Below are 20,478 nucleotides of genomic sequence, written 5' to 3'. Positions count from 1 at the left end.
CCGGGGCCGGTCAGTTCCGGTTCAGCTCGAACCAGACGACCTTCCCGGTGCTCAGCCGCGTGGCACCCCAGCGCCGCGCCATCTTGTTGACCAGGTACAGGCCGCGGCCGCCCTCGTCCGTGGCGCGCGCCTGACGCAGCCGCGGCAGCTGCGGCACGTCGTCGCCGACCTCGCACCGCAGCACGTCGGTGCGCAGCAGCCGCAGCGTGATCGGCCGCGACGCGTACCGCACCGCGTTCGTCACGACCTCGCTCACCAGCAGCTCCACCGACTCGGTCAGCTCTTCGAGGCCCCAGCGGGCCAGCGCGCTGCGGGCCAGCCGACGGGCCCGGGACGGCGTCGCGTTCTCCGGTTCGAGGAACCAGTACGCCACGTCGCTCGGCGCGATCCCGTCGAAGCGGGCGGCGAGCAGCGCGATGTCGTCGTCCCGGTCGCCGGGGCCGAGCATGTCGAGCACCTCGTCGCAGAGCGCCTCGAGGGGCGGCGGGTGGTCCGGACCCGTCAACTGGGCGGTGGCGGCGAGCCGTTCGCGCAGCTGCTCTATGCCGGTCCACACGTCGCGGAGGCGGGACTCGACGAGGCCGTCCGTGTAGAGGAGCAGGGTCGCGCCCGCGGGGGCGTCCAGCTCCACGGCCTCGAAGTCGACGCCGCCCACGCCGATGGGGGCGCCCGGCGGCACCCGCAGGACCTCCGCCCGGCCGCCCAGGTGCAGCAGGACGGGCGGCGGATGTCCGGCGTTGGCGATGGTGATGCGGTGCGCGACCGGGTCGTAGACCGCGTACAGGCAGGTCGCCATGCGGTCGGAGCCGAGCCGTTGCGCCTGCTCGTCCAGGTGGTGCAGGACCTCCTGGGGCGGCAGGTCGAGCCCGGCGAGTGTCTGCGCGGTCGTCCGCAGCTGGCCCATGATGGCCGCCGACGTCATGGAGTGGCCCATGACGTCACCGACGACCAGGGCGACGCGGCTGCCGGGCAGCGGGATCGCGTCGTACCAGTCGCCGCCGACCCGGGCCGTCTCGGCGGCCGGGAGGTAGCGCGAGGCGAGGCGCACGCCCGTCGGGCGCGGCAGCGTCTCGGGGAGCATGGTGCGCTGCAGCTCGTCGGCGATGTACGCCTCGCGGCCGTACAGGACCGCTTTGTCGATGCCGAGCGCGCTGTGCGTGGCGAGCTGGGCGGCGACGAGCAGGTCGTCCGCCTCGAACGCGGGCCGGTCGGGCCTGCGCAGGAACACGGCCGCGCCGATCACCCGGCGGCGCCCCCGCAGCGGCGCGAGGATGCCCCGCTGCCCGCCCGGCAGGGTGCGGCCCTCGCCGAGCAGTTCGGGCAGCGCGGCGCGGGCCGCCGCCGAGTCGGCGAAGACCGGGCGCACCCCGCGCAGCACCTCGGCGAGCGCGCCGCCGGGACGCACCTCGCACAGTTCGGCGCTGCCCATCACGTCGGTGATGTCGGGCTGCACCATCTGCAGCGCGGGCAGCGTGCTGCCGCCGTCGGTGTCCGGCTCCTCGCCGCCCTCCTCGATGGAGCGCAGCCGGTCGGAGCGGCGCAGCCGCAGCACCAGCGGGCCCGTGGGCCGCTCGTCGCCGACCGGCAGCGGATCGCGCAGGTAGACCAGGATCGCGTCGGAGAACGTCGGCACCGTGGCCCGGCACAGGCCCATCACGATCTCGTCGAGGTCGATGCCGCGGGCGATGCGCCGGGTCGCGGCGCCGACGAAGCGCAGCCGGTCGCCGTCGCGGCGCATGGCCGTGGGGCCCGCGCCGGGCGGCCTCGGACGGCCGGAGCGCCGCTCCTCGCCGTCCGGCGGTCCCACGGGCGCGGGACCGGCCTGCGACGGCACGCCGCTCTCGGGCACGGGGCGCGGGCGGTGCGGGTCGGGTTCGGCGGCCGAGGGCTGGGTGTGCTCACCGGAGGACGACACGGCTGTGCTGCCACCGCCCTCCGAAGTCTCCGGGGAACGCAGCAGCGCCCCGCGGGGATCCGCGGGGGCGGTCGACCGGGCAGCTGGTGCCTTGCGACCCTCGTGGGGGGTGAGGTGCTCCGTCACGCGTTTTGAATCCGTCCGTCCGGGGCTGCGCGCGCCGCGCGCCGTCCAGCGTTGCACGTCGCTCAGCCGCGTCGGCAGTGCAGAAAGACCTGGTGTTCGGGTGGTGCGTCGGTGCTTGCGGGAGCGTACGCATACGTGTCCTCGCCGGTGATCTCGAATCCCGCGTCCCGCACGACCTGCCGCAGTTCGTCCGCCAGGTAACCCGATACCCGGATTGTGTGCCCCAGGAACGGAATCGCGGCGTCGTCCAGGTCGGCCTCGACCATGGACAGCTCCATCAGGCCGCCCGGCCGCAGCAGGCCGTGCAGCAGCCGCAGCGCTTCGGGGATCTCCGCGCGCGGCAGCATCAGGAGGGCGAAGAAGCACGCGATGCCGTCGAATGTGCCGACTCCGCCGGGACCTTCGGCCCTCAGGTCGGCGATGTCGAGCTGCCGGAACTCGGCGGCCGGCACGTTCTTTCCCGCCAGGTCCAGCATGCCCGTCGAGATGTCGGTGCCGAGCACCGAGTGGCCGGATTCGGTCAGTTGCCGGGCGGTCGGCAAACCGGTTCCGCAGCCCACGTCGAGGATGCGGGAACCGGCGGGAAGCGCCGTCGCGAGATGACGCCCCGCGGCCAGCTGGCCCTCCTTGTGGGGGAAGGCGTCGTCGTAGTGCTGCCCGATGGCGTCAAAGGCCTCGGCCTGACCTCTGCGGTCCTCGCTCACGTTCTGCCGCCCCTCGATGACTTCCTGTCAGGCACCGCGCAGACCCTCGGAGTTACTGCTGTGCGCCCTTGCGGAGGACGATCCTACGTTTGAACCACGGGGGCGCATCAAGGGTCTCATGACGACACATGCGCGGGCGTACGGTCCCAGTCATCCGGAAGGGATGGTACGACCCAGGACGGATCGGGACGCCAGTGCTGCCAGCCGTCCGAAAACGGTGCCCCCCAGGCGGCGATCACGTCGAGCGCGGCGCGGCCCGCCGCGCGTACGTCAGAGGCCTTTCCCGCGTCCATCAGGCCGACCCTGCGGGCCTCGGCGAACTCGTCCTCGTCGTGCCAGCGCCAGCTGCGGTCGGGGCTCACGGAGATGTCCAGAAAGTGATCCTCGGAGTCGACGCCTCCGGACCAGCGGGCCCGCGGCTCCTCCAGGTTCACGTACCAGCTCCTGAACTGCCAGCCCGGCTCCCAGAACAGCCAGACCGACCACGGCTCGTCCGGCCGGGCCAGCTTCAGGACGCCGGTGCCGAACCAGTGGCCGCGGCGGACGGTGCGCGGCTTGGTGTAGCGGGTGGCCAGCGGCTCGTCGTGCACGGACGTGCCGTCGGCGAGCACCGGTTTCACGCACTCGGTGCCGGGCGCCATCCACACGGCGAGCAGCTCGTCGGTGTCCCGCACGACGGTGACGGGGCGGCAGATGTGGACCCGGTTCCCGGAGTTCTCCCGGTAGCGCCACAGGATGTGGTCCCCGGGCGCCCACCGCGCCACCCCGCCACCGGCCGCCGTCTTCCCGTCGAGGTCTGTCATGGACAGATACTAGACGCCTGCCTCCGCCGGGAGGCGGTGTCGCTACGGATGCGTCATCCGCAGCACGTCCAGCGCCTCGTCCAGCTGTTCCAGGGTGAGGTCGCCCCGCTCGACGTAGCCGGACTCGAGGACGACCTCGCGGATCGTCTTGCGTTCGGAGAGGGACTTCTTCGCGACCTTCGCGGCCTCCTCGTACCCGATGTACTTGTTCAGGGGCGTCACGACGGACGGCGACGACTCGGCGTACTCCCTGGCGCGTTCGCGGTTGGCGGTGATGCCGTCGACGGTCCGGTCGGCGAGCAGCCGCGCCACGTTGGCGAGCAGCCGGACCGACTCCAGGACGTTCTTGGCGATGACCGGCAGCATGACGTTCAGCTCGAAGTTGCCGGCCGCGCCCGCTGCGGCGACCGTCGCGTCATTGCCGGTGACCTGCGCGGCGACCATCAGCGCGGCCTCCGGGATGACCGGGTTGACCTTGCCGGGCATGATCGAGGAGCCGGGCTGGAGGTCCGGCAGGCTGATCTCCGCGAGGCCGGTGCGCGGGCCCGACGCCATCCACCGCAGATCGTTCGCGATCTTCGTCAGGCCGACGCCGATCGTGCGCAGCTGCCCGCTGGTCTCGACGATGCCGTCGCGCGCGCCCTGTGCCTCGAAGTGGTCGCGCGCCTCGGTCAGCGGCAGCCCCGTGGTCCGTGCGACCTCGGCGATGACGGCGGCGGAGAAGCCGGGCGGCGTGTTGATGCCGGTGCCCACCGCCGTGCCGCCCAGCGGCAGTTCGGCGAGGCGGGGGAGCGAGGCGCGCAGCCGCTCGACGCCGTACCGCATCTGGGCGGCGTATCCGCCGAACTCCTGGCCGAGCGTCACCGGCGTCGCGTCCATGAGGTGCGTGCGCCCGGACTTGACGACGTCCGAGAACTCCTCGGCCTTGCGCTCCAGGGCGGCGGCGAGGTGTTCGAGCGCGGGGACGAGGTCGTTGCTGACCGCGCCCGTGGCCGCGATGTGGATCGAGGACGGGAAAACGTCGTTGGAGGACTGCGAGGCGTTGACGTGGTCGTTGGGGTGCACGTCGCGGCCGAGGCGCTCGGTCGCGAGGGTCGCGAGGACCTCGTTGGTGTTCATGTTGGACGACGTGCCCGAGCCGGTCTGGAAGACGTCGACGGGGAAGTGGTCGTCCCAGCGGCCCTCGGCGACCTCGGCCGCCGCGTCCGCGATGGCGTCGGCGACGTCCTTGTCGACCACTCCGAGCTCGGCGTTGACCTTGGCGGCGGCCGCCTTGATCCGGGCGAGCGCGGCGATGTGGGCGCGCTCCAGGACCTGCCCCGAGATGGGGAAGTTCTCCACCGCCCGCTGGGTCTGGGCGCGCCACTTGGCGTGCGCGGGGACCCGCACCTCGCCCATCGAGTCGTGCTCGGTCCGGTACTCGCCGGTGTGGCCTTCGCTGGCGTCGCTGGTCATGCGCTGAACCTACCTCTCCGCTCAAACCCCGTAGAAAGTTGAGCACTTGTCTTGTTCCAGGTATTCCCAAGCCTGCTACTGACCAGTAAAAACCCTGGGTAACACCACACCGGGGAGGCGCAATGAAGCGCATCAGACGCAGCGGGCGAAGCGGCGGCAGGGGACGGCTGCGATGTTCGTTCGCGGCGGCCGTCGCGATGGCGGCCGTGCTCGGCACGGCCGCGGCCGTACCCGCCCAGGCGGCGGACGGCGGCGGGGCGCGGGCGAACGCCGCGACGCCCCTGCCGCCCGAGCTGGAGAAGATCCGGGCGGCCGAGGCCACCAAGCTCTACGGCAGCCCCGCCGAGCGCCCCATGGCCGAGCGCAAGACCGGCCTGATCTCGCTCGGCGACAGCGAGATCTCCGGCGAGGGCGTCGGCACGTACGAACCGGGCACGGACGGCCCCGACAACTGGTGCCACCGCTCGCCGGACACCGCGATCCACCGCACCGGCATCCCCGCCGACGTGACGTACAACGTCGCCTGCTCCGGCGCGCAGACCGTCAACATCAGGATCGGCGGTCAGAAGCAGTACGCCGACGAGCTGGTCCAGAGCGACAACCTCGCCGTCAAGGCGCGCAACACGAAGATCAAGACGATCCTGCTCGTCATCGGCGCCAACGACGACCTCCAGTTCGCCCCCGTGATGACGGACTGCGTCACCCGCTACCTGCTCCTCCAGGGGCCCTGCGCCGGCAAGTACGACGACGGCTGGCAGGCGCGCGTCGACGCCCTCGTCCCCAAGGTCGAGCAGTCCATCCGCGACCTGAAGACCGTCATGAAGGACGCGGGCTACCAGGAGGGCGACTACAAACTCGTCGCCATGGGCTACCCGAGCCCGATCGGCCCGGACTTCCGCGACAACCCGAAGTTCCCCGGCAAACTGGCCTGCGGCGGGCTCGGCTACGACTCCGACACGGAGTGGGGCCGCAACATCGCCGTCCCGGCCTTCGAGACCGGCATGCGCAAGGCCGCCAGGAACGCGGGCGCCACCTACCTCGACAACTCGCGGCTCTTCCACGGCCACGAGGTCTGCATGGAGGACACCTGGGCGCGCGGTCTGTACGTGGACCTGTCGAACCCGTTCCCGCCGGACTCCAACTCGGTGCGCCAGTCCTTCCACCCCAACGCCCGCGGCCACGCCGCCTTCGCGTCCTGCCTCACGCAGATCTACAACTCGGACCGGCGCGAGGGCAGTTGTGCCGACCCCGCGAGCACGGGCAGCCCGAAGCTGTACGAGGGCGCCTGGGACGACGCGTACAAGCCCCTGAAGAACGCGGCCACCGGCACCTGCGTCGACGTCGACGCCTCCGAGAGCCGCAACGGAACCAAGGTCCAGGGCTGGGACTGCACCGGCAACCGCAACCAGACCTGGTGGTACGACGACGCCCCCGGCGGGCAGCGCTCGCTGCACACCGGCCTCACCCAGGACCGCTGCCTGGACGTACCGGACAGCGCCTACAAGGAAGGCACCGCGCTCACGCTCTGGAACTGCCACGGCGGCGGCAACCAGAAGTTCGTCCGTGACGCCGGGACGGTGCGTCCCGCCGCCGACACCGGGCTCTGTCTGACCCTCGCGGGGGCCAAGGAGCCGGTGCGGCTGCAGAAGTGCACGGGGGCGGCCAACCAGCGGTTCGCCTGAGTCCTACGGAGGAGCCCTCTTCGGGAAGAGGGCTCCTCCGTAGTGCTACGCCAGGCCCGGTCCGCGCACCGGGATGTGCGTGAACGTCGGCTCCGGAGCCGGGTTCTGGAAGAAGTCGTTGCCCTTGTCGTCGACGACGATGAAGGCCGGGAAGTCCTCGACCTCGATCTTCCAGACCGCCTCCATGCCGAGCTCCTCGTACTCGACGACCTCGACCTTCTTGATGCAGTCCTGCGCGAGGCGCGCGGCCGGGCCGCCGATGGAGCCGAGGTAGAAGCCGCCGTGCGCGTCGCACGCGGCGGTGACCTGCTGGGAGCGGTTGCCCTTGGCCAGCATGACCTTGGAGCCGCCGGCGGCCTGGAACTGCTCCACGTAGGAGTCCATGCGCCCGGCGGTGGTCGGCCCGAAGGAGCCTGACGCGTAGCCCTCGGGGGTCTTCGCGGGGCCCGCGTAGTACACGGGGTGGTCCTTCAGGTACTGCGGCATCTCCTCGCCCGCGTCGAGCCGCTCCTTGATCTTGGCGTGCGCGATGTCGCGGGCCACGACCAGCGGTCCGGTGAGCGAGAGGCGGGTCTTCACCGGATGCCTGGTGAGCTCGGCGAGGATGTCGTCCATGGGCCGGTTGAGGTCGATCTTGACGACGTCCTCCTCCTCGCCCAGGTGCTCGTCCGTGGTCTCCGGCAGGAAGCGCGCCGGGTCCGTCTCCAGCTGCTCCAGGAAGACGCCCTCGGCGGTGATCTTCGCGGTGGCCTGGCGGTCGGCCGAGCAGGAGACGGCGATCGCGACGGGCAGCGAGGCGCCGTGGCGGGGCAGGCGCACCACGCGCACGTCGTGGCAGAAGTACTTGCCGCCGAACTGCGCGCCGATGCCGATCTTCTGCGTCAGCTCGAAGACCTTCTCCTCCAGCTCCTTGTCACGGAAGCCGTGGCCGGTGGGGGAGCCCTCGGCGGGCAGTTCGTCCAGGTAGTGCGCGGAGGCGTACTTCGCGGTCTTCAGGGCGAACTCGGCGGACGTGCCGCCGACGACGATCGCCAGGTGGTACGGCGGGCACGCGGCCGTACCCAGAGAGCGGATCTTCTCCTCCAGGAACTTCATCATGGAGGCCTCGTTCAGGACGGCCTTCGTCTCCTGGTAGAGGAACGACTTGTTGGCCGAGCCGCCGCCCTTGGCCATGAAGAGGAACTTGTAGGCGCCGCCGTCGGTCGCGTACAGCTCGATCTGGGCGGGGAGGTTGGAGCCGGTGTTCTTCTCCTCCCACATGTTCAGGGGAGCCATCTGCGAGTAGCGCAGGTTCAGCTTCGTGTACGCGTCGAAGATGCCCTTGGAGAGCGCCTTCTCGTCCTCACCTTCGGTGAGGACGTTCTGTCCGCGCTTGCCCATGACGATGGCGGTGCCGGTGTCCTGGCACATGGGGAGCACGCCCGCCGCCGCGATGTTCGCGTTCTTCAGCAGGTCGAGCGCCACGAACTTGTCGTTGCCCGACGCCTCGGGGTCGTCGACGATGCGCCGCAGCTGGGCGAGGTGCGCGGGCCGCAGGTAGTGCTGGATGTCGTGGATGGCCTCGGCGGCGAGCTTGCGCAGGGCCTCCGGGGCGACCTTGAGGAACGTCCGCCCGTCGGCCTCGAAGGTGGAGACACCCTCGGCGGTCACCAGCCGGTACGGCGTGGTGTCCTCTCCCAGGGGGAGCAGATCGGAGTACTCAAACTCTGGCATTACGGCCATTCCTCACTCGGCAGACAGCGGCGCGGCCTCCATTGGCGACGCGTCAACCAGCGTAGAGCGCGCCGACCCGGCCGGGTTTGTGAGGTAAGGCTCAGTAACCGGCAGCCGGTTGTCCACAGGGGTAGTCGCGATCTATCGCGTTTGGGTACGCTGCCGATGTGGACCTCGAAAAGCAGCAGCCCTCAGCGCTCCGTGCCTCCGACGCCGACCGGGACCGCACCGCGGACATACTCCGGGAGGCCCTGGCCGAGGGCCGCCTGACCGCCGAAGAGCACGCCGAGCGGATCGACGGGGTCTACCGCGCCAAGACCATGGCGGACCTGGAACCGCTGGTGCGGGACCTGCCGGCGGCGCACGAGCAGCCGTCCACCCACCGCCCCGCTCCCGAGCCCGCGCCGTCCCGGCCGTCCCCGGGCGTCGTGCCGCCGGTGGCGGACGAGAACCTCGTCGCGGTGCTCAGCAGCTCGGTGCGCCGCGGCCGCTGGCGCGTGGGCCGGCGCACCCATGCGTACGCCGTGTTCGGCAGCGTCGAGATCGACCTCAGCGAAGCGATCTTCGAACACCGCCAGGTCGTCATCAAGGCGTTCGCCGTCTTCGGTTCGGTCGAGGTCCGCGTCCCCGAGAACGTCTCGCTGCGCGGCAGCGGCACGGGCGTCCTCGGGAGCTATGAGGTGGACACGCTCGACTCCCCGGACCAGGACGCCCCGGTCGTCTTCGTGGACGGTGTGGCGGTCATGGGCAGCATCGAGGCCCGGCCCAAGCGCGGCAGAATCGTCCGCGATCTGCACCGGCAGCTGCGCAAGCACCTCGGCCACTGACGGCGTGCGCCGGAGTGCTCGGGGGGCGCGAGGAGTCCGGACTTCCGGACATCGGAACTCAGTGCATAGGCGCGCACACAGCGGGTAGAGCTTGCTGCATCGTCTCTCGCTCGCGAAGCCGTCGTCAGGAGTAGACCGTGCTGCAACCGTCGTCGCATCAGTCTCTGCAGGTCGCCGCTGTTCCGGCCCAGCGTGAGCCAGTGCGGGATCGGGACGATGACGCCCCGTGGCACACGGAGGCCGTGTGCCGCCGTGACGAGGCCGGACTCTTCTTCGCCCCGTCCAAGGAACCGACCGCGGCGCGGCTCTCCCGCGAGGAGGCCGCCAAGCGCGTCTGCGCCCGCTGTCCCGTCATGGTCGAGTGCCGCGAGCACGCCCTCCTGCAGCCCGAGCCGTACGGCGTGTGGGGCGGCCTCACCGCCGCCGAGCGCCGCGTGGTCCTGGCCCGGCGCCGCAGGCGCGACCTGGAGCTGCAGAAAGCGGCGCACGCGACGGGGATAGCCGCGGCGGGATAGTCACGCGGCACACCACACGCATCTTGCTGAGTGCGTCGATGGGGGCGTCCCCCGCACGGGACGCCCCCATCTGCGTACGGCTGCCGGTCCGGCCGCCCGCCGGCCCTACTTCGCGCGGTCGAAGTCGACCGCGCTGTACGCGCGCAGCTTCGAGAGCCGGTGGTCGGAGTCGATCTTGCGGATCGTGCCCGACTTGGAGCGCATGACCAGGGACGACGTCGACGCGGTCGCCGCGCGGTAGCGCACGCCCTGGAGCAGTTCGCCGTCGGTGATGCCGGTGGCGACGAAGAAGACGTTGTCGCCCTTGACCAGGTCGTCCGTGGAGAGCGTGCGGTCCAGGTCGTGGCCCGCGTCGATGGCGCGCCCGCGCTCCTCGTCGTCCTTGGGCCACAGCTTGCCCTGGATGGTGCCGCCCAGGCACTTGATGGCGCAGGCCGAGATGATGCCCTCGGGGGTGCCGCCGATGCCCATCAGCAGGTCGACGCCCGTGCCCTCGCGGACCGCCATGACCGAGCCCGCGACGTCGCCGTCGGAGATGAACTTGATGCGGGCGCCGGTCTCGCGGATCTCCTTGACGATGCCCTCGTGGCGGGGGCGGTCGAGGATCATGACCGTGACGTCCTCGGGGGAGGAGTTCTTGGCCTTGGCGACGCGGCGGACGTTGACCGAGACGGGCGCGTTGATGTCCACGTAGTCGGCGGCCTCGGGACCGGTGACCAGCTTGTCCATGTAGAAGACGGCGGACGGGTCGAACATGGCGCCGCGGTCGGCGGCGGCGAGCACGGCGATGGCGTTCGGCATGCCCTTCGCGCAGAGCGTCGTGCCGTCGATCGGGTCGACGGCGATGTCGACCTCGGCGCCGGTGCCGTCGCCGATGCGCTCCCCGTTGAAGAGCATCGGGGCTTCGTCCTTCTCGCCCTCGCCGATCACGACGACGCCGTTCATCGAGACGGTGTGGACGAGGGTCCGCATGGCCCTGACCGCGGCGCCGTCGGCGCCGTTCTTGTCGCCGCGGCCGACCCAGCGGCCCGCGGCCATGGCGGCGGCCTCGGTGACCCGGACGAGCTCCAGGGCGAGGTTGCGGTCGGGAGCCTCGGGGGAAACCTCGAGCTCGGACGGGAGATGATGCTCGGTCATCGGAGCGCACCTTTCTGCTTGATACGACGACGGCCGGATGAGGGATTGTGAACGACTCTATCCGTAGGCCGACAAAATGAGCAGAGGGCCCCACGCATGAGCGGTGGGGGCCGAGGGCGAGACCGGGGGAAGGCGCGCGTTCCGCGCCTGAGACCATGGGGGCGTGGCAGGAAGACAAGGCACTCAGACCGTCAAGAACATGGTGTGGTCGTTGGTGGTGATCGCCCTCGTCGCGGGCGTGATCTACATCTTCGTCCCGCACAACGAGTCCAAGAGCTCCGTGAAGCGGGTCGACTACCGCGTGGAGCTCCTGACGGCCCGCCGGGCCGCGGCCTATCCCGTGGCGGCGCCCGAAGGCCTGGCGAAGGCGTGGAAGCCGACGTCCGTGCGGTTCAACGGCGCCGACCACGACACCTGGCACCTGGGTTTCCTCGACCCCGACGAGCAGTACGTGGCGATCGAGCAGTCGACGGAGAAGCCGTCCGCGTTCATCAAGAGGGTCACGCAGAACGCCTCGAAGTCGGAGGCCGCCGACGAGATCGGCGGCCGCACCTGGCAGCGGTACGAGGGTTCGAAGTACGACGCCCTGGTGATCGAGGGCGAGGGCGCCACGACGGTGGTCACGGGCACGGCGTCCTTCGACCAGCTGGCGAAGATGGCCGAGTCGCTGAAGATGTCCTGACGCATTGCGTCGTATACGTGAAGGGCCCCCGGCGGTGTGCCGGGGGCCCTTCACGCGTCGCTGTGCGTGTGTCACTCAGACCGTGGTGACGACGTCCTCGTAGGACAGGCGCGGGGAGCGCGGGAACCAGGCGTCCTCGCCGGGCTTGCCGATGTTGACGACCATCAGCGGGGTGTGGTCGTCGTCCAGGAACTCCTTCTGGAGGCCGGCCGGGTCGTAACCCGTCATCGGTCCTGCGGCCAGACCGGCGGCGCGGACGCCGACGATGAAGTACGCGGCCTGCAGCGCGGCGTTCAGCAGGGCGGCCTGCTCGCGGACCGGGCGCTCCGAGAAGAACGCGTCCTTGGCCTGCGGGAAGTGCGGGAACAGGGCGGGGAGCTCGTCGTGGAACTCGTTGTCCGCGGAGAGGATCGCGACGAGCGGCGCGGCGGCCGTCTTCGGGCGGTTGCCCTCGGCCATGTGCTGCACCAGGCGCTCGCGGGCCTCGGGGGAGCGGACCAGGGTGACGCGCAGCGGCGACTGGTTGAAGGCGGTCGGACCGTACTTGACCAGGTCGTAGATGGCCTGGACCTGCTCGTCGGTGACCGGCTCGTCGGTGAAGGTGTTCGCGGTGCGGGCCTCGCGGAAGAGCAGGTCCTGGGCGGCGGGGTCAAGTGCGAGAGACATGAATCAACCTTCTTGAACGTACGGGGTGTCTGCGGAACCCGTCACCGGGCTCGCGTCTACGACAGTACGCCGCCACTGTTCAACTTTCAATCAAAACTGGATCCCCGTGATCCGGTTCACAAACCGCAGGTCAGCGCTGTTTCTGTGCGGGCGCTGGTTCTGTCAGGCGTCGTCGTCCGCCCCACCGGTGTCCGCCTCGCCGTCCATCTCGGGCCCGGCCAGGGCCGCGTCGAGCCTGGCACGGGCGCCGTCGAGCCAGCGCCGGCAGATCTTCGCCAGCTCCTCGCCGCGCTCCCACAGGGCGAGCGACTCCTCCAAGGTCGTGCCACCGGTCTCCAGGCGGCGCACCACCTCGATGAGCTCGTCCCGCGCCTGCTCGTAGCCGAGCGGGTCCGCGGAGCCGGTGACGTCGTCCGTTGTGCTGGTCATGCGCCCACCCTAATTCTCGTCATTGCCATCGTTCTGCGCGGTTCCCACGGCTCGTACGGTGAAGGCGCCCTCGGCGACGCGCGCCCTCAGCTCGTCGTCGGCGGCCACGTCGGCGGGGGCGCGGACGACCGAACCGTCCGCCTTCTGGAGCACCGCGTACCCCCTCTGAAGGGTCGCGGCGGGGGAGAGGGCCACCACGCGCGCGTGGGTGTGCGTCAACTCCGAGCCCGCCCGGTCCAGAAGATGCCCGAGCGTGCGCCGACTGCGGTCGACCAGCGCGGCCACCTGCTCCTCGCGCTCCTCGACCATGCGGTGCGGGTGCTCCATGCAGGGCCGGGCCAGGGCGTGGGCGAGGCCGCGCGCCTCGCGCTCCAGGAAGCCGTCCATGCTGCGCCGGGCGCGGTCGCGGAGCCACTGCACGCGCTCGTACTCCTCGCCGACGTCCGGCACGACCTTCTTGGCGGCGTCGGTGGGTGTGGAGGCGCGCAGGTCCGCGACGTGGTCCAGGAGCGGGTTGTCCGGCTCGTGGCCGATGGCGGACACGACCGGCGTACGGCACGCGGCCACCGCGCGCACGAGCTGCTCGTCCGAGAACGGGAGCAGGTCCTCCACGCTGCCGCCGCCGCGCGCCACGATGATCACGTCGACCTCGCCGTGGGCGTCCAGGTCCTTTACGGCCTGCACGACCTGCGGCACGGCGTGGATGCCCTGCACGGGGACGTTGCGCACCTCGAAGCGGACGGCGGGCCAGCGGTGCCGGGCGTTCTCCAGGACGTCGCGCTCGGCGGCGGATGCACGGCCGGTGACGAGCCCGATGAGCTGCGGCAGAAACGGCAGCGCCTTCTTCCGCTCCGGCGAGAAGAGACCCTCGGCACCCAGGCTCTTCTTGAGCTGCTCGATCCGGGCGAGCAGTTCGCCGACGCCGACGGGCTTTATCTCGGCGGCCCGCAGCGACAGCTGCCCCCGCCGCTCGTACCACTCAGGCTTCGCGCGTACGACGACGCGGGCGCCCTCGGACACGACGTCCGCCACCGCGTCGAACACCTGGCGGTAGCAGGTCACGCTCACGGAGATGTCGTGCGACGGGTCGCGCAACGTCATGAAGACGACCCCGGCGCCGGGCCTGCGGGACAACTGCGTGATCTGCCCCTCGACCCAGACGGCCCCGAGCCGGTCGATCCACCCACCGATGAGCCGGGACACCTCACCGACGGGGATCGGCGCGTCGGCGGACGTGTTGAGAGCCATGAACCGAGCGTAACGGCCCCCACGGACAATCCCCGGCGCGACCGGTGCTCCCACTCGGCGGCCAGGGGGGCTGATCACCGTCAGCGAAACGGCGGCCGGGGAGGGGGGGCTGATCACCGCTCAGCGAAACGGCGGCCGGGGGGGCTGGTCGCCGTTCAGCAGAACGGGGGCGGGTGGCCAATCGCCGTCAAGGGGCGCGGGGAACTGCGCGACCAGCCCCAACGAACCCGCACCCGAAAGGCCGCCCCAGGGGCGCGGGGAACTGCGCGATCAACCCCGACGAACCCACACCCGAAAGGCCGTCCCAGGGGCGCGGGGAACTGCGCGACTAGCCCCAACGAACCCGCACCCGAGAGCCGTCCCAGGGGCGCGGGGAACTGCGCGATCAACCACGACGGGCCCGCACTCAATCCCGCACAGACCCCCGCGCCCGATCCCGCCCCCGACCCTGCGCAAGCAGAACAACCAACCCCACCCCGAGCCAAACCGCTCCCACCACCTGAGCAGACGTGGACGCCTCCCAAATGACCGCGACCACGATCGCCGCCCCGAGCACGGGAACCAACACATGCCGCCACCAGCTGAACGCGGTGTCCCGGTGGCGCAGCGCGAACCAGCCCACCACGCTCGCGTGCAGCAGCAGGAACGCCGTCAGCGCCCCGATGTCGACCACCGACACCAGGTGGTCCATCCCGTCGTCCCGCCGCGCCGCCCACACCGCCGCCACCATCGTGATGACCGCCGCACACAGCAGCGCGATCCGCGGAGTGCCGGAGTCCGTCTTGGCGAGGGCCTTCGGCAGCCGCCGGTCCCGCGCCATCGCGAACAGCAGCCGCCCCGCCGCCGCCTGCCCCGCGAGCGCCGCGAACGCCGCCCCGATCGCCTTGCTGACGGCCACCAGGTCGTGCAGCCACGACCCCGCGGCCGAGTCCACCGCGTCGTAGAACGCCGTGCCCTGCTTCCCCGGATCCGACGCGAGCTCGGCCGAGGACAGCGGCTCCAGGAGGGCCACCAGATACGTCTGGAGGATGAACAGGAAGCCCGCGAGCGCCAGACACACCAGCACCGCCCGCGCGACCTTCGCCGACCCGCCCGTCACCTCCTCCGCGAAGGAGGCGATCGCGTCGAAGCCCAGATACGACAGGACCGCGATCGACACCGCGCCCACCACCGCGGACAGCGCGAACGCGCCCTGTGACCCGTCCCCGGCCAGCGGCGACAGCCAGTCGCGCGTGGCTCCGTCGCGGATCAGCACGACCACCGCCGCCACGACGAAGACCAGCAGGACCACGACCTCCATGGCGAGCACCGCGAACCCCACCCGCGCCGCCGTCCGCACGCCCCACAGGTTCAGCGCGGTCGTGATGAGCACCGCGAGCGCCGTCCACACCCACCGGGACACGGACGGCACCAGCGAGTTCATGGCGATCCCGGAGAAGAGGTACGCGACCGCCGGGATGAGGAGGTAGTCGAGCATCGCCATCCACCCGGCGATGAACCCGGGCCCTTTGCCGAGCCCCGCGCGCGCGTAGGCGAACACGGACCCCGCCTGGGGGACGACCCGCACCATCTGCGCGTAGCTGAATGCGGTGAACGCCATCGCGACCGTGGCGATCAGATAGACGAGGGCGACGGCGCCGTGCGACTTCGCGTCCAGCGTCCCGAAGACGCCGACCGGCGCCATGGGGGCGATGAACAGCAGTCCGTAGACCACGAGGTCGCGGAAGCCGAGGCTGCGCCGCAGCCCGTCGCCCCGTGCGGGCTCGGCGCCCCCCGCGGGCTCGCCGGGCTCGGCGTGGGCTCCCGTACTGGCGGACTGTCCGGACATCGTGCCTCCGTGCCTCCGTGGATCAATGCGTAGATCGACGTGCGGATCCACGCAGGTCCCAGTGTCCCCAACCGGGCGATCTTTGACGCGTTGGACGCGGCCTTACGATGGGGGGCATGACTGCTACGCCTGGCTCCCGCCGTGTCCTGCTCGCCGCTCCCCGTGGCTACTGCGCGGGCGTGGACCGTGCCGTGATCGCCGTCGAGAAGGCCCTGGAGCAGTACGGGGCCCCGATCTACGTACGCCACGAGATCGTCCACAACAAGTACGTCGTGCAGACCCTGGAGAAGAAGGGCGCCATCTTCGTCGACCAGACGGCGGAGGTGCCCGAGGGCTCCATCGTGATGTTCTCCGCGCACGGCGTGGCCCCGACCGTCCACGCGGAGGCCGCCGAGCGCAAGCTCGCCACCATCGACGCGACGTGCCCGCTGGTCACGAAGGTGCACAAGGAAGCGGTCCGGTTCGCCAAGGAGGACTACGACATCCTCCTCATCGGGCACGAGGGCCACGAGGAAGTCATCGGTACGTCGGGTGAGGCCCCCGACCACATCACGCTGGTCGACGGCCCCGAGGACGTCGCGAACGTCGAGGTCCGCGACCCGGACAAGGTGGTCTGGCTCTCCCAGACGACCCTCTCCGTGGACGAGACCATGGAGACCGTCGACGCGCTGAAGGGCAAGTTCCCGAACCTGCTCTCGCCGCCCAGCGACGACATCTGCTACGCCACGCAGAACCGCCAGATCGCGGTGAAGAAGCTCGCCGAGGACGCCGAGCTGGTCATCGTCGTCGGCTCCAAGAACTCCTCGAACTCCATCCGCATGGTCGAGGTCGCCCTGGACGCGGGCGCCGCCGCCTCGTACCTGGTGGACAACGCCGGCGAGATCGACGAGGCGTGGCTGGAGGGCGTGACGACGGTCGGCCTGACCTCGGGCGCCTCCGTGCCGGACGTGCTGGTCGACGGCGTCATCGAGTGGCTCGCCGAGCGGGGCTACGGCGACGTGGAGACCGTCAAGACGGCCGACGAGTCGATCACCTTCTCGCTGCCCAAGGAGCTCCGCAGGGACCTGCGCGCCGAGGCGGCGGAGCTGTCGCAGAGCTGAGGCGGCGCGGCGGCCTCCGTACGGCTGGGGCGGCCGGGCCGTCCCGCGTCCCGGGCGCGGGCGCCGTACGGTGGGAGCCATGCAGATCTTCGGTGTGGACATCGGCGGATCCGGGATCAAGGGCGCTCCCGTTGACCTGGATCGTGGAGACCTGACAGAAGAGCGCCACAAGGTGCTGACCCCACAGCCGTCGACCCCGGACGCGGTGGTCGACGGCGTGTGCGAGGTCGTCCAGCACTTCGGCTGGACGGGCCCCGTGGGGGCGACCTTCCCCGGCGTGATCACGAACGGCACGGCACGTACGGCCGCGAACGTGGACAAGAGCTGGATCGGCACGGACATCCAGAAGCTCGTCTCCGAGCGGCTGGGCGGCACCAAGGTCACCGTACTGAACGACGCGGACGCGGCGGGCGTCGCCGAGATGCACTTCGGCGCGGGCCGCGGCCGTACCGGCACGGTCATACTGCTCACCCTCGGCACGGGCATCGGCAGCGCACTGTTCACCGGCGGCCGCCTGGTCCCGAACACGGAGCTCGGCCACCTGGAGCTGCGCGGCCACGACGCGGAGAAGAAGGCCTCCTCCAAGGCGCGCGAGGACGAGGACCTGAGCTGGGAGCACTGGGCGCGACGCGTGCAGAAGTACCTCGCGCACGTGGAGATGCTGTTCTCGCCCGAGCTGTTCATCATCGGCGGCGGGGTCAGCCGCAAGTCGCAGAAGTTCCTGCCGCTCATCGAGGGCATCTCGGCGGAGATCGTTCCGGCGCAGCTGCAGAACAACGCGGGCATCGTGGGAGCGGCGATGGCGGCGGCGGAGGCGTAGCGCCGCGCTGGGCGGGGAGGTGTGGGCTGCGCCGGGTTAGGCGGTGGGCAGGCGCTTCCCGGCGGCACCGGTGTTCCCGACGGGCCCCCCGCCTCCGTTCCCGCCCCCGCCCCCGCTTCCGTTCCGGGCCGGAGGGGTCGTCGACCGCCCCTGCCTCCGCAACACCATCAGCCGGATCTTCCGTACGGTCACGATGAGCCCGGCGAGGAGCGTCCCGCCGTACAGCCAGCCGGCCTGGAGCGCCAGGGTCGTCACGACCCCCATGAACTGACCGCCGAACCCGGCCGTGCCCTCCGCCACGGGCAGCACCCCGGCGGCGAACGCGATGGGTACGGCCACGGGCGCGGTGACCAGGTCGGCGGGGCGCACCCACAGGGCCGTCAGCGCGGCGACGGGCACGAACAGCACGCCGTACGCGACGACGGAGCCGTCGCCGATCAGGTGCAGCAGGCAGGCGAGCAGGAACATCACGGCCGTGCAGAAGAGGCCGCTGCCGAGCCCGGTCAGCCGGGGGTTGGGCATGCGCCGCAGCGCCCGGTACAGCGGTGCCCTGCGCAGGGCCCGGACGAACGGTGGAACGGGACGGCGCGGACGGGGCGCGGACCGGTACGTCGTGCCCGCCGGGGCGGGCCGGCCCTGCGGGGGCAGCGGGGCGGGCCGGCGGGGCCGGGCCGGTGAGGTGGTCCTGGGGCCGGACTGAGGGGGACGCGTCCTGTGTTGCTCCACTGGACCAACCTAGGCGGGGCGCGGCGCGGAATCCGGCACGGGACACGCCCTTGAGCCGACCTTGGCCATCCGTTCGAAGCGGAGGCGACGGGCAGGCGGGGGCGGCGGACGCACGCCGTAGACTGGGGGATCGCCCCACGGTCGCTCCGGCCCTCAGGGCCGTCCACCCAAGACCTCACCTCACGTACGGGAAGTCGCAACGTGTCGCTCACGATCGGAATCGTCGGTCTGCCCAATGTCGGCAAGTCGACCCTGTTCAACGCCCTGACCAAGAACGACGTGCTGGCGGCCAACTACCCGTTCGCCACGATCGAGCCCAACGTGGGCGTGGTCGGCGTCCCCGACCCTCGCCTCACGAAACTGGCCGAGATCTTCTCCTCCCAGAAGGTCCTCCCGGCGACGGTCGACTTCGTCGACATCGCGGGCATCGTGCGCGGCGCGAGCGAGGGCGAGGGCCTCGGCAACAAGTTCCTCGCGAACATCCGTGAGTCGGACGCGATCTGCCAGGTCATCCGTGCCTTCAAGGACGAGAACGTCGTGCACGTCGACGGCAAGGTGTCCCCGAAGGACGACATCGAGACGATCAACACCGAGCTGATCCTCGCGGACCTCCAGACGATCGAGAAGGTCCTGCCGCGCCTCCAGAAGGAGTCGCGCATCAAGAAGGACATCGCTCCGAAGGTGAAGGCGGTCGAGGAGGCCCAGGCGATCCTGGAGAAGGGCGACACGCTCTTCTCGGCGGGCATCGTCCAGGGCTCCGGCAAGGAGGAGCTCCTCCACGACCTGCACCTCCTCACGACCAAGCCCTTCCTCTACGTCTTCAACGTGGACGAGGACGAGCTGACGGACGACGAGTTCAAGGCCGCCCAGAGCGCCCTGGTCGCCCCCGCGGAGGCGATCTTCCTCAACGCGAAGCTGGAGTCGGACCTCGCGGAGCTGGACGAGGACGAGGCCCTCGAACTCCTCCAGTCGGTCGGCCAGGAAGAGCCCGGCCTCGCCACCCTCGCCCACGTGGGCTTCCGCACCCTCGGCCTCCAGACCTACCTCACGGCAGGCCCGAAGGAATCCCGCGCCTGGACGATCCCTCAGGGAGCCACGGCCCCCGAAGCCGCGGGCGTCATCCACACGGACTTCCAGAAGGGCTTCATCAAGGCCGAGGTCATCTCCTTCGAGGACCTGGTCGAAACGGGCTCGGTCGCCGACGCCCGCGCGGCGGGCAAGGCGCGCATGGAGGGCAAGGAGTATGTGATGCAGGACGGGGATGTGGTGGAGTTCCGCTTCAACGTGTGACCGACCACTCACTGCGCGCTGCGCCGCTTGTCGAGCATGCGGTTCAGAAGGGGGCGGCTCCTCCGGGAGTCGACCCCTTCGTTGTCGTCTGCTGAATGTGCGGTGGTTGTTCGCCTTGCGGGGGCTCGGTGTCCCAGTCGACTCGGGTGTGTGGTGTGACCGGGAGGGCTTCGAGGGTGTCGTCCGTCAGGATTCGCTCGGCGGTCCTGGACGAGCAGCCGACGTAGGTCGACAGCAGGTCGTAGTCCGTCGTCACCACCCAACTGCGGTCCTGGGGCCACCAGAACTCCGGGCCGCTGTCACCCAGCACGTCCGTCAGTGATGCTCGTACGTCCTCCAGGTGGGCCAGGGAGCCGTGGCGGACGAGAGGTTCGTCGTGGGCGCCCCAGAGCAGGGCGCCGAGGTCGTAGGCGAAGTACACGTCCTGCTCGCCGGAGACGGCGGCCAGCAGGCGGGCGAGCGCTCCCCGGCTCCGTTCGTCGAGCGTGCCTTCGTCCGCCATCCACCGCGGTCCCGGGTCGGGCTCGTCCGACCGCAGCCATCGGTGGGACATCTCCGGGTGGAAGGGGACGCCGGAGTCCTTCGCCCAGGCCTTCCACCGGCGGGTGCGGCCCGAGACGTCCGTGGCCCGGAAGCGGTGAAAGATGCGGACGTACGCCTCGTAGCCCTCAGGCACCAGCTCGGACACCACGTGTCCCGGCCCGTCGTCCGAGCGGCCGAGCCGGTCGTGGAGCCACGCCAGCTCGGTCCCTTCGTACTTCCACTCTCGCTTCACCGTCACGGCATCCATTCTCCGACGCCGTCCTCTCCGC

At 70.9% G+C, this 20,478-nt stretch carries 19 protein-coding genes; 7 read left to right on the top strand and 12 right to left on the bottom strand.

Features of this window, described 5'->3' with window-relative positions; translation table 11 throughout:
- Window positions 1–10: 10 nt before the first annotated feature.
- From DEJ48_RS14020 to DEJ48_RS14005, 4 genes are all read right to left on the bottom strand, one after another.
- The gene (locus tag DEJ48_RS14020) at window positions 11–2,041 is read right to left on the bottom strand and encodes a SpoIIE family protein phosphatase (RefSeq protein ID WP_190537391.1); all 2,031 of its coding nucleotides are present in this window, start codon (window positions 2,039–2,041) and stop codon (window positions 11–13) included.
- Between the two features lie 62 nt (window positions 2,042–2,103).
- Window positions 2,104–2,745, bottom strand: a complete 642-nt coding sequence (locus tag DEJ48_RS14015) for a class I SAM-dependent DNA methyltransferase (protein ID WP_223832034.1) — start codon at window positions 2,743–2,745, stop codon at window positions 2,104–2,106.
- 116 nt (window positions 2,746–2,861) lie between these two features.
- Window positions 2,862–3,548, bottom strand: coding sequence for a DUF402 domain-containing protein (locus DEJ48_RS14010; RefSeq protein ID WP_150216443.1), 687 nt, complete (start codon window positions 3,546–3,548; stop codon window positions 2,862–2,864).
- A 42-nt stretch (window positions 3,549–3,590) separates the two neighbouring features.
- Window positions 3,591–5,003: a class II fumarate hydratase gene (locus DEJ48_RS14005; RefSeq protein WP_150216442.1), complete on the bottom strand. Its 1,413-nt coding sequence runs from the start codon at window positions 5,001–5,003 to the stop codon at window positions 3,591–3,593.
- A gap of 122 nt (window positions 5,004–5,125) precedes the next feature.
- On the opposite strand from DEJ48_RS14005, the gene DEJ48_RS14000 reads away from it, so the two are divergent.
- Complete coding sequence (locus DEJ48_RS14000; protein ID WP_150216441.1) at window positions 5,126–6,685, top strand: ricin-type beta-trefoil lectin domain protein; 1,560 nt, start codon at window positions 5,126–5,128, stop codon at window positions 6,683–6,685.
- A 45-nt stretch (window positions 6,686–6,730) separates the two neighbouring features.
- Here the strand turns inward: DEJ48_RS14000 and DEJ48_RS13995 are convergent, their stop codons facing one another.
- On the bottom strand, window positions 6,731–8,398 hold the full coding sequence (locus DEJ48_RS13995; protein ID WP_190537389.1) for a fumarate hydratase: 1,668 nt from the start codon (window positions 8,396–8,398) through the stop codon (window positions 6,731–6,733).
- Between the two features lie 167 nt (window positions 8,399–8,565).
- On the opposite strand from DEJ48_RS13995, the gene DEJ48_RS13990 reads away from it, so the two are divergent.
- Both DEJ48_RS13990 and DEJ48_RS13985 read left to right on the top strand, forming a co-directional pair.
- Entirely contained in the window at window positions 8,566–9,225 is a 660-nt protein-coding gene (locus DEJ48_RS13990) for a DUF1707 domain-containing protein (RefSeq protein WP_150216439.1), read from the top strand.
- 137 nt (window positions 9,226–9,362) lie between these two features.
- Window positions 9,363–9,740 (top strand): WhiB family transcriptional regulator, encoded by a 378-nt coding sequence (locus tag DEJ48_RS13985; protein ID WP_150216438.1) that lies wholly within the window; start codon window positions 9,363–9,365, stop codon window positions 9,738–9,740.
- 105 nt (window positions 9,741–9,845) lie between these two features.
- Here the strand turns inward: DEJ48_RS13985 and glpX are convergent, their stop codons facing one another.
- Entirely contained in the window at window positions 9,846–10,877 is a 1,032-nt protein-coding gene (gene glpX / locus DEJ48_RS13980) for a class II fructose-bisphosphatase (RefSeq protein ID WP_150216437.1), read from the bottom strand.
- Between the two features lie 163 nt (window positions 10,878–11,040).
- Here glpX and DEJ48_RS13975 point away from each other — a divergent pair, with 163 nt between their 5' ends.
- Window positions 11,041–11,559, top strand: a complete 519-nt coding sequence (locus DEJ48_RS13975) for a DUF4245 domain-containing protein (protein ID WP_150216436.1) — start codon at window positions 11,041–11,043, stop codon at window positions 11,557–11,559.
- Between the two features lie 75 nt (window positions 11,560–11,634).
- Here the strand turns inward: DEJ48_RS13975 and DEJ48_RS13970 are convergent, their stop codons facing one another.
- The 4 genes from DEJ48_RS13970 to DEJ48_RS13955 all read right to left on the bottom strand — a co-directional run bounded on the left by DEJ48_RS13970 (window position 11,635) and on the right by DEJ48_RS13955 (window position 15,730).
- A complete protein-coding gene (locus DEJ48_RS13970) occupies window positions 11,635–12,225 on the bottom strand; it encodes a malonic semialdehyde reductase (protein WP_150216435.1) in 591 nt (196 codons plus the stop codon).
- A 162-nt stretch (window positions 12,226–12,387) separates the two neighbouring features.
- Window positions 12,388–12,654, bottom strand: coding sequence for an exodeoxyribonuclease VII small subunit (locus DEJ48_RS13965; protein ID WP_150216434.1), 267 nt, complete (start codon window positions 12,652–12,654; stop codon window positions 12,388–12,390).
- Between the two features lie 9 nt (window positions 12,655–12,663).
- Window positions 12,664–13,902, bottom strand: coding sequence for an exodeoxyribonuclease VII large subunit (gene xseA / locus DEJ48_RS13960; protein WP_150216433.1), 1,239 nt, complete (start codon window positions 13,900–13,902; stop codon window positions 12,664–12,666).
- Window positions 13,903–14,308: 406 nt separating this feature from the next.
- Window positions 14,309–15,730, bottom strand: a complete 1,422-nt coding sequence (locus DEJ48_RS13955; protein ID WP_150216432.1) for an APC family permease — start codon at window positions 15,728–15,730, stop codon at window positions 14,309–14,311.
- Between the two features lie 107 nt (window positions 15,731–15,837).
- Between DEJ48_RS13955 and DEJ48_RS13950 the strand changes: the two genes are divergently transcribed.
- Together DEJ48_RS13950 and ppgK are read left to right on the top strand one after the other, a co-directional pair.
- Window positions 15,838–16,830, top strand: a complete 993-nt coding sequence (locus DEJ48_RS13950; protein WP_190537387.1) for a 4-hydroxy-3-methylbut-2-enyl diphosphate reductase — start codon at window positions 15,838–15,840, stop codon at window positions 16,828–16,830.
- A gap of 79 nt (window positions 16,831–16,909) precedes the next feature.
- Entirely contained in the window at window positions 16,910–17,650 is a 741-nt protein-coding gene (gene ppgK / locus DEJ48_RS13945) for a polyphosphate--glucose phosphotransferase (protein ID WP_150216430.1), read from the top strand.
- A 36-nt stretch (window positions 17,651–17,686) separates the two neighbouring features.
- Here the strand turns inward: ppgK and DEJ48_RS13940 are convergent, their stop codons facing one another.
- Window positions 17,687–18,172, bottom strand: a complete 486-nt coding sequence (locus DEJ48_RS13940; RefSeq protein WP_150216429.1) for a DUF6542 domain-containing protein — start codon at window positions 18,170–18,172, stop codon at window positions 17,687–17,689.
- A gap of 405 nt (window positions 18,173–18,577) precedes the next feature.
- On the opposite strand from DEJ48_RS13940, the gene ychF reads away from it, so the two are divergent.
- The gene (gene ychF / locus DEJ48_RS13935; RefSeq protein ID WP_150216428.1) at window positions 18,578–19,666 is read left to right on the top strand and encodes a redox-regulated ATPase YchF; all 1,089 of its coding nucleotides are present in this window, start codon (window positions 18,578–18,580) and stop codon (window positions 19,664–19,666) included.
- A 43-nt stretch (window positions 19,667–19,709) separates the two neighbouring features.
- On the opposite strand, the gene DEJ48_RS13930 is transcribed toward ychF, so the two are convergent.
- Complete coding sequence (locus DEJ48_RS13930) at window positions 19,710–20,447, bottom strand: hypothetical protein (RefSeq protein WP_150216427.1); 738 nt, start codon at window positions 20,445–20,447, stop codon at window positions 19,710–19,712.
- Between the last annotated feature and the right edge of the window lie 31 nt (window positions 20,448–20,478).

Source organism: Streptomyces venezuelae (assembly GCF_008642315.1).
Lineage (GTDB): Bacteria > Actinomycetota > Actinomycetes > Streptomycetales > Streptomycetaceae > Streptomyces > Streptomyces venezuelae_D.
Note: the sequence above shows the minus strand (reverse complement) of the source record. Positions and strands in the feature narration are given on the sequence as shown.

Coding starts and splice junctions, on each gene's coding strand:
- DEJ48_RS14010 (WP_150216443.1), bottom strand. CDS start 3,548: ATGACAGACCTCGACGGGAAGACGGCGGCCGGTGGCGGGGTGGCGCGG.
- DEJ48_RS14005 (WP_150216442.1), bottom strand. CDS start 5,003: ATGACCAGCGACGCCAGCGAAGGCCACACCGGCGAGTACCGGACCGAG.
- DEJ48_RS14000 (WP_150216441.1), top strand. CDS start 5,126: ATGAAGCGCATCAGACGCAGCGGGCGAAGCGGCGGCAGGGGACGGCTG.
- DEJ48_RS13995 (WP_190537389.1), bottom strand. CDS start 8,398: ATGCCAGAGTTTGAGTACTCCGATCTGCTCCCCCTGGGAGAGGACACC.
- glpX (WP_150216437.1), bottom strand. CDS start 10,877: ATGACCGAGCATCATCTCCCGTCCGAGCTCGAGGTTTCCCCCGAGGCT.
- DEJ48_RS13970 (WP_150216435.1), bottom strand. CDS start 12,225: ATGTCTCTCGCACTTGACCCCGCCGCCCAGGACCTGCTCTTCCGCGAG.
- DEJ48_RS13965 (WP_150216434.1), bottom strand. CDS start 12,654: ATGACCAGCACAACGGACGACGTCACCGGCTCCGCGGACCCGCTCGGC.
- xseA (WP_150216433.1), bottom strand. CDS start 13,902: ATGGCTCTCAACACGTCCGCCGACGCGCCGATCCCCGTCGGTGAGGTG.
- DEJ48_RS13955 (WP_150216432.1), bottom strand. CDS start 15,730: ATGTCCGGACAGTCCGCCAGTACGGGAGCCCACGCCGAGCCCGGCGAG.
- DEJ48_RS13950 (WP_190537387.1), top strand. CDS start 15,838: ATGGGGGGCATGACTGCTACGCCTGGCTCCCGCCGTGTCCTGCTCGCC.
- ppgK (WP_150216430.1), top strand. CDS start 16,910: ATGCAGATCTTCGGTGTGGACATCGGCGGATCCGGGATCAAGGGCGCT.
- DEJ48_RS13940 (WP_150216429.1), bottom strand. CDS start 18,172: ATGCCCAACCCCCGGCTGACCGGGCTCGGCAGCGGCCTCTTCTGCACG.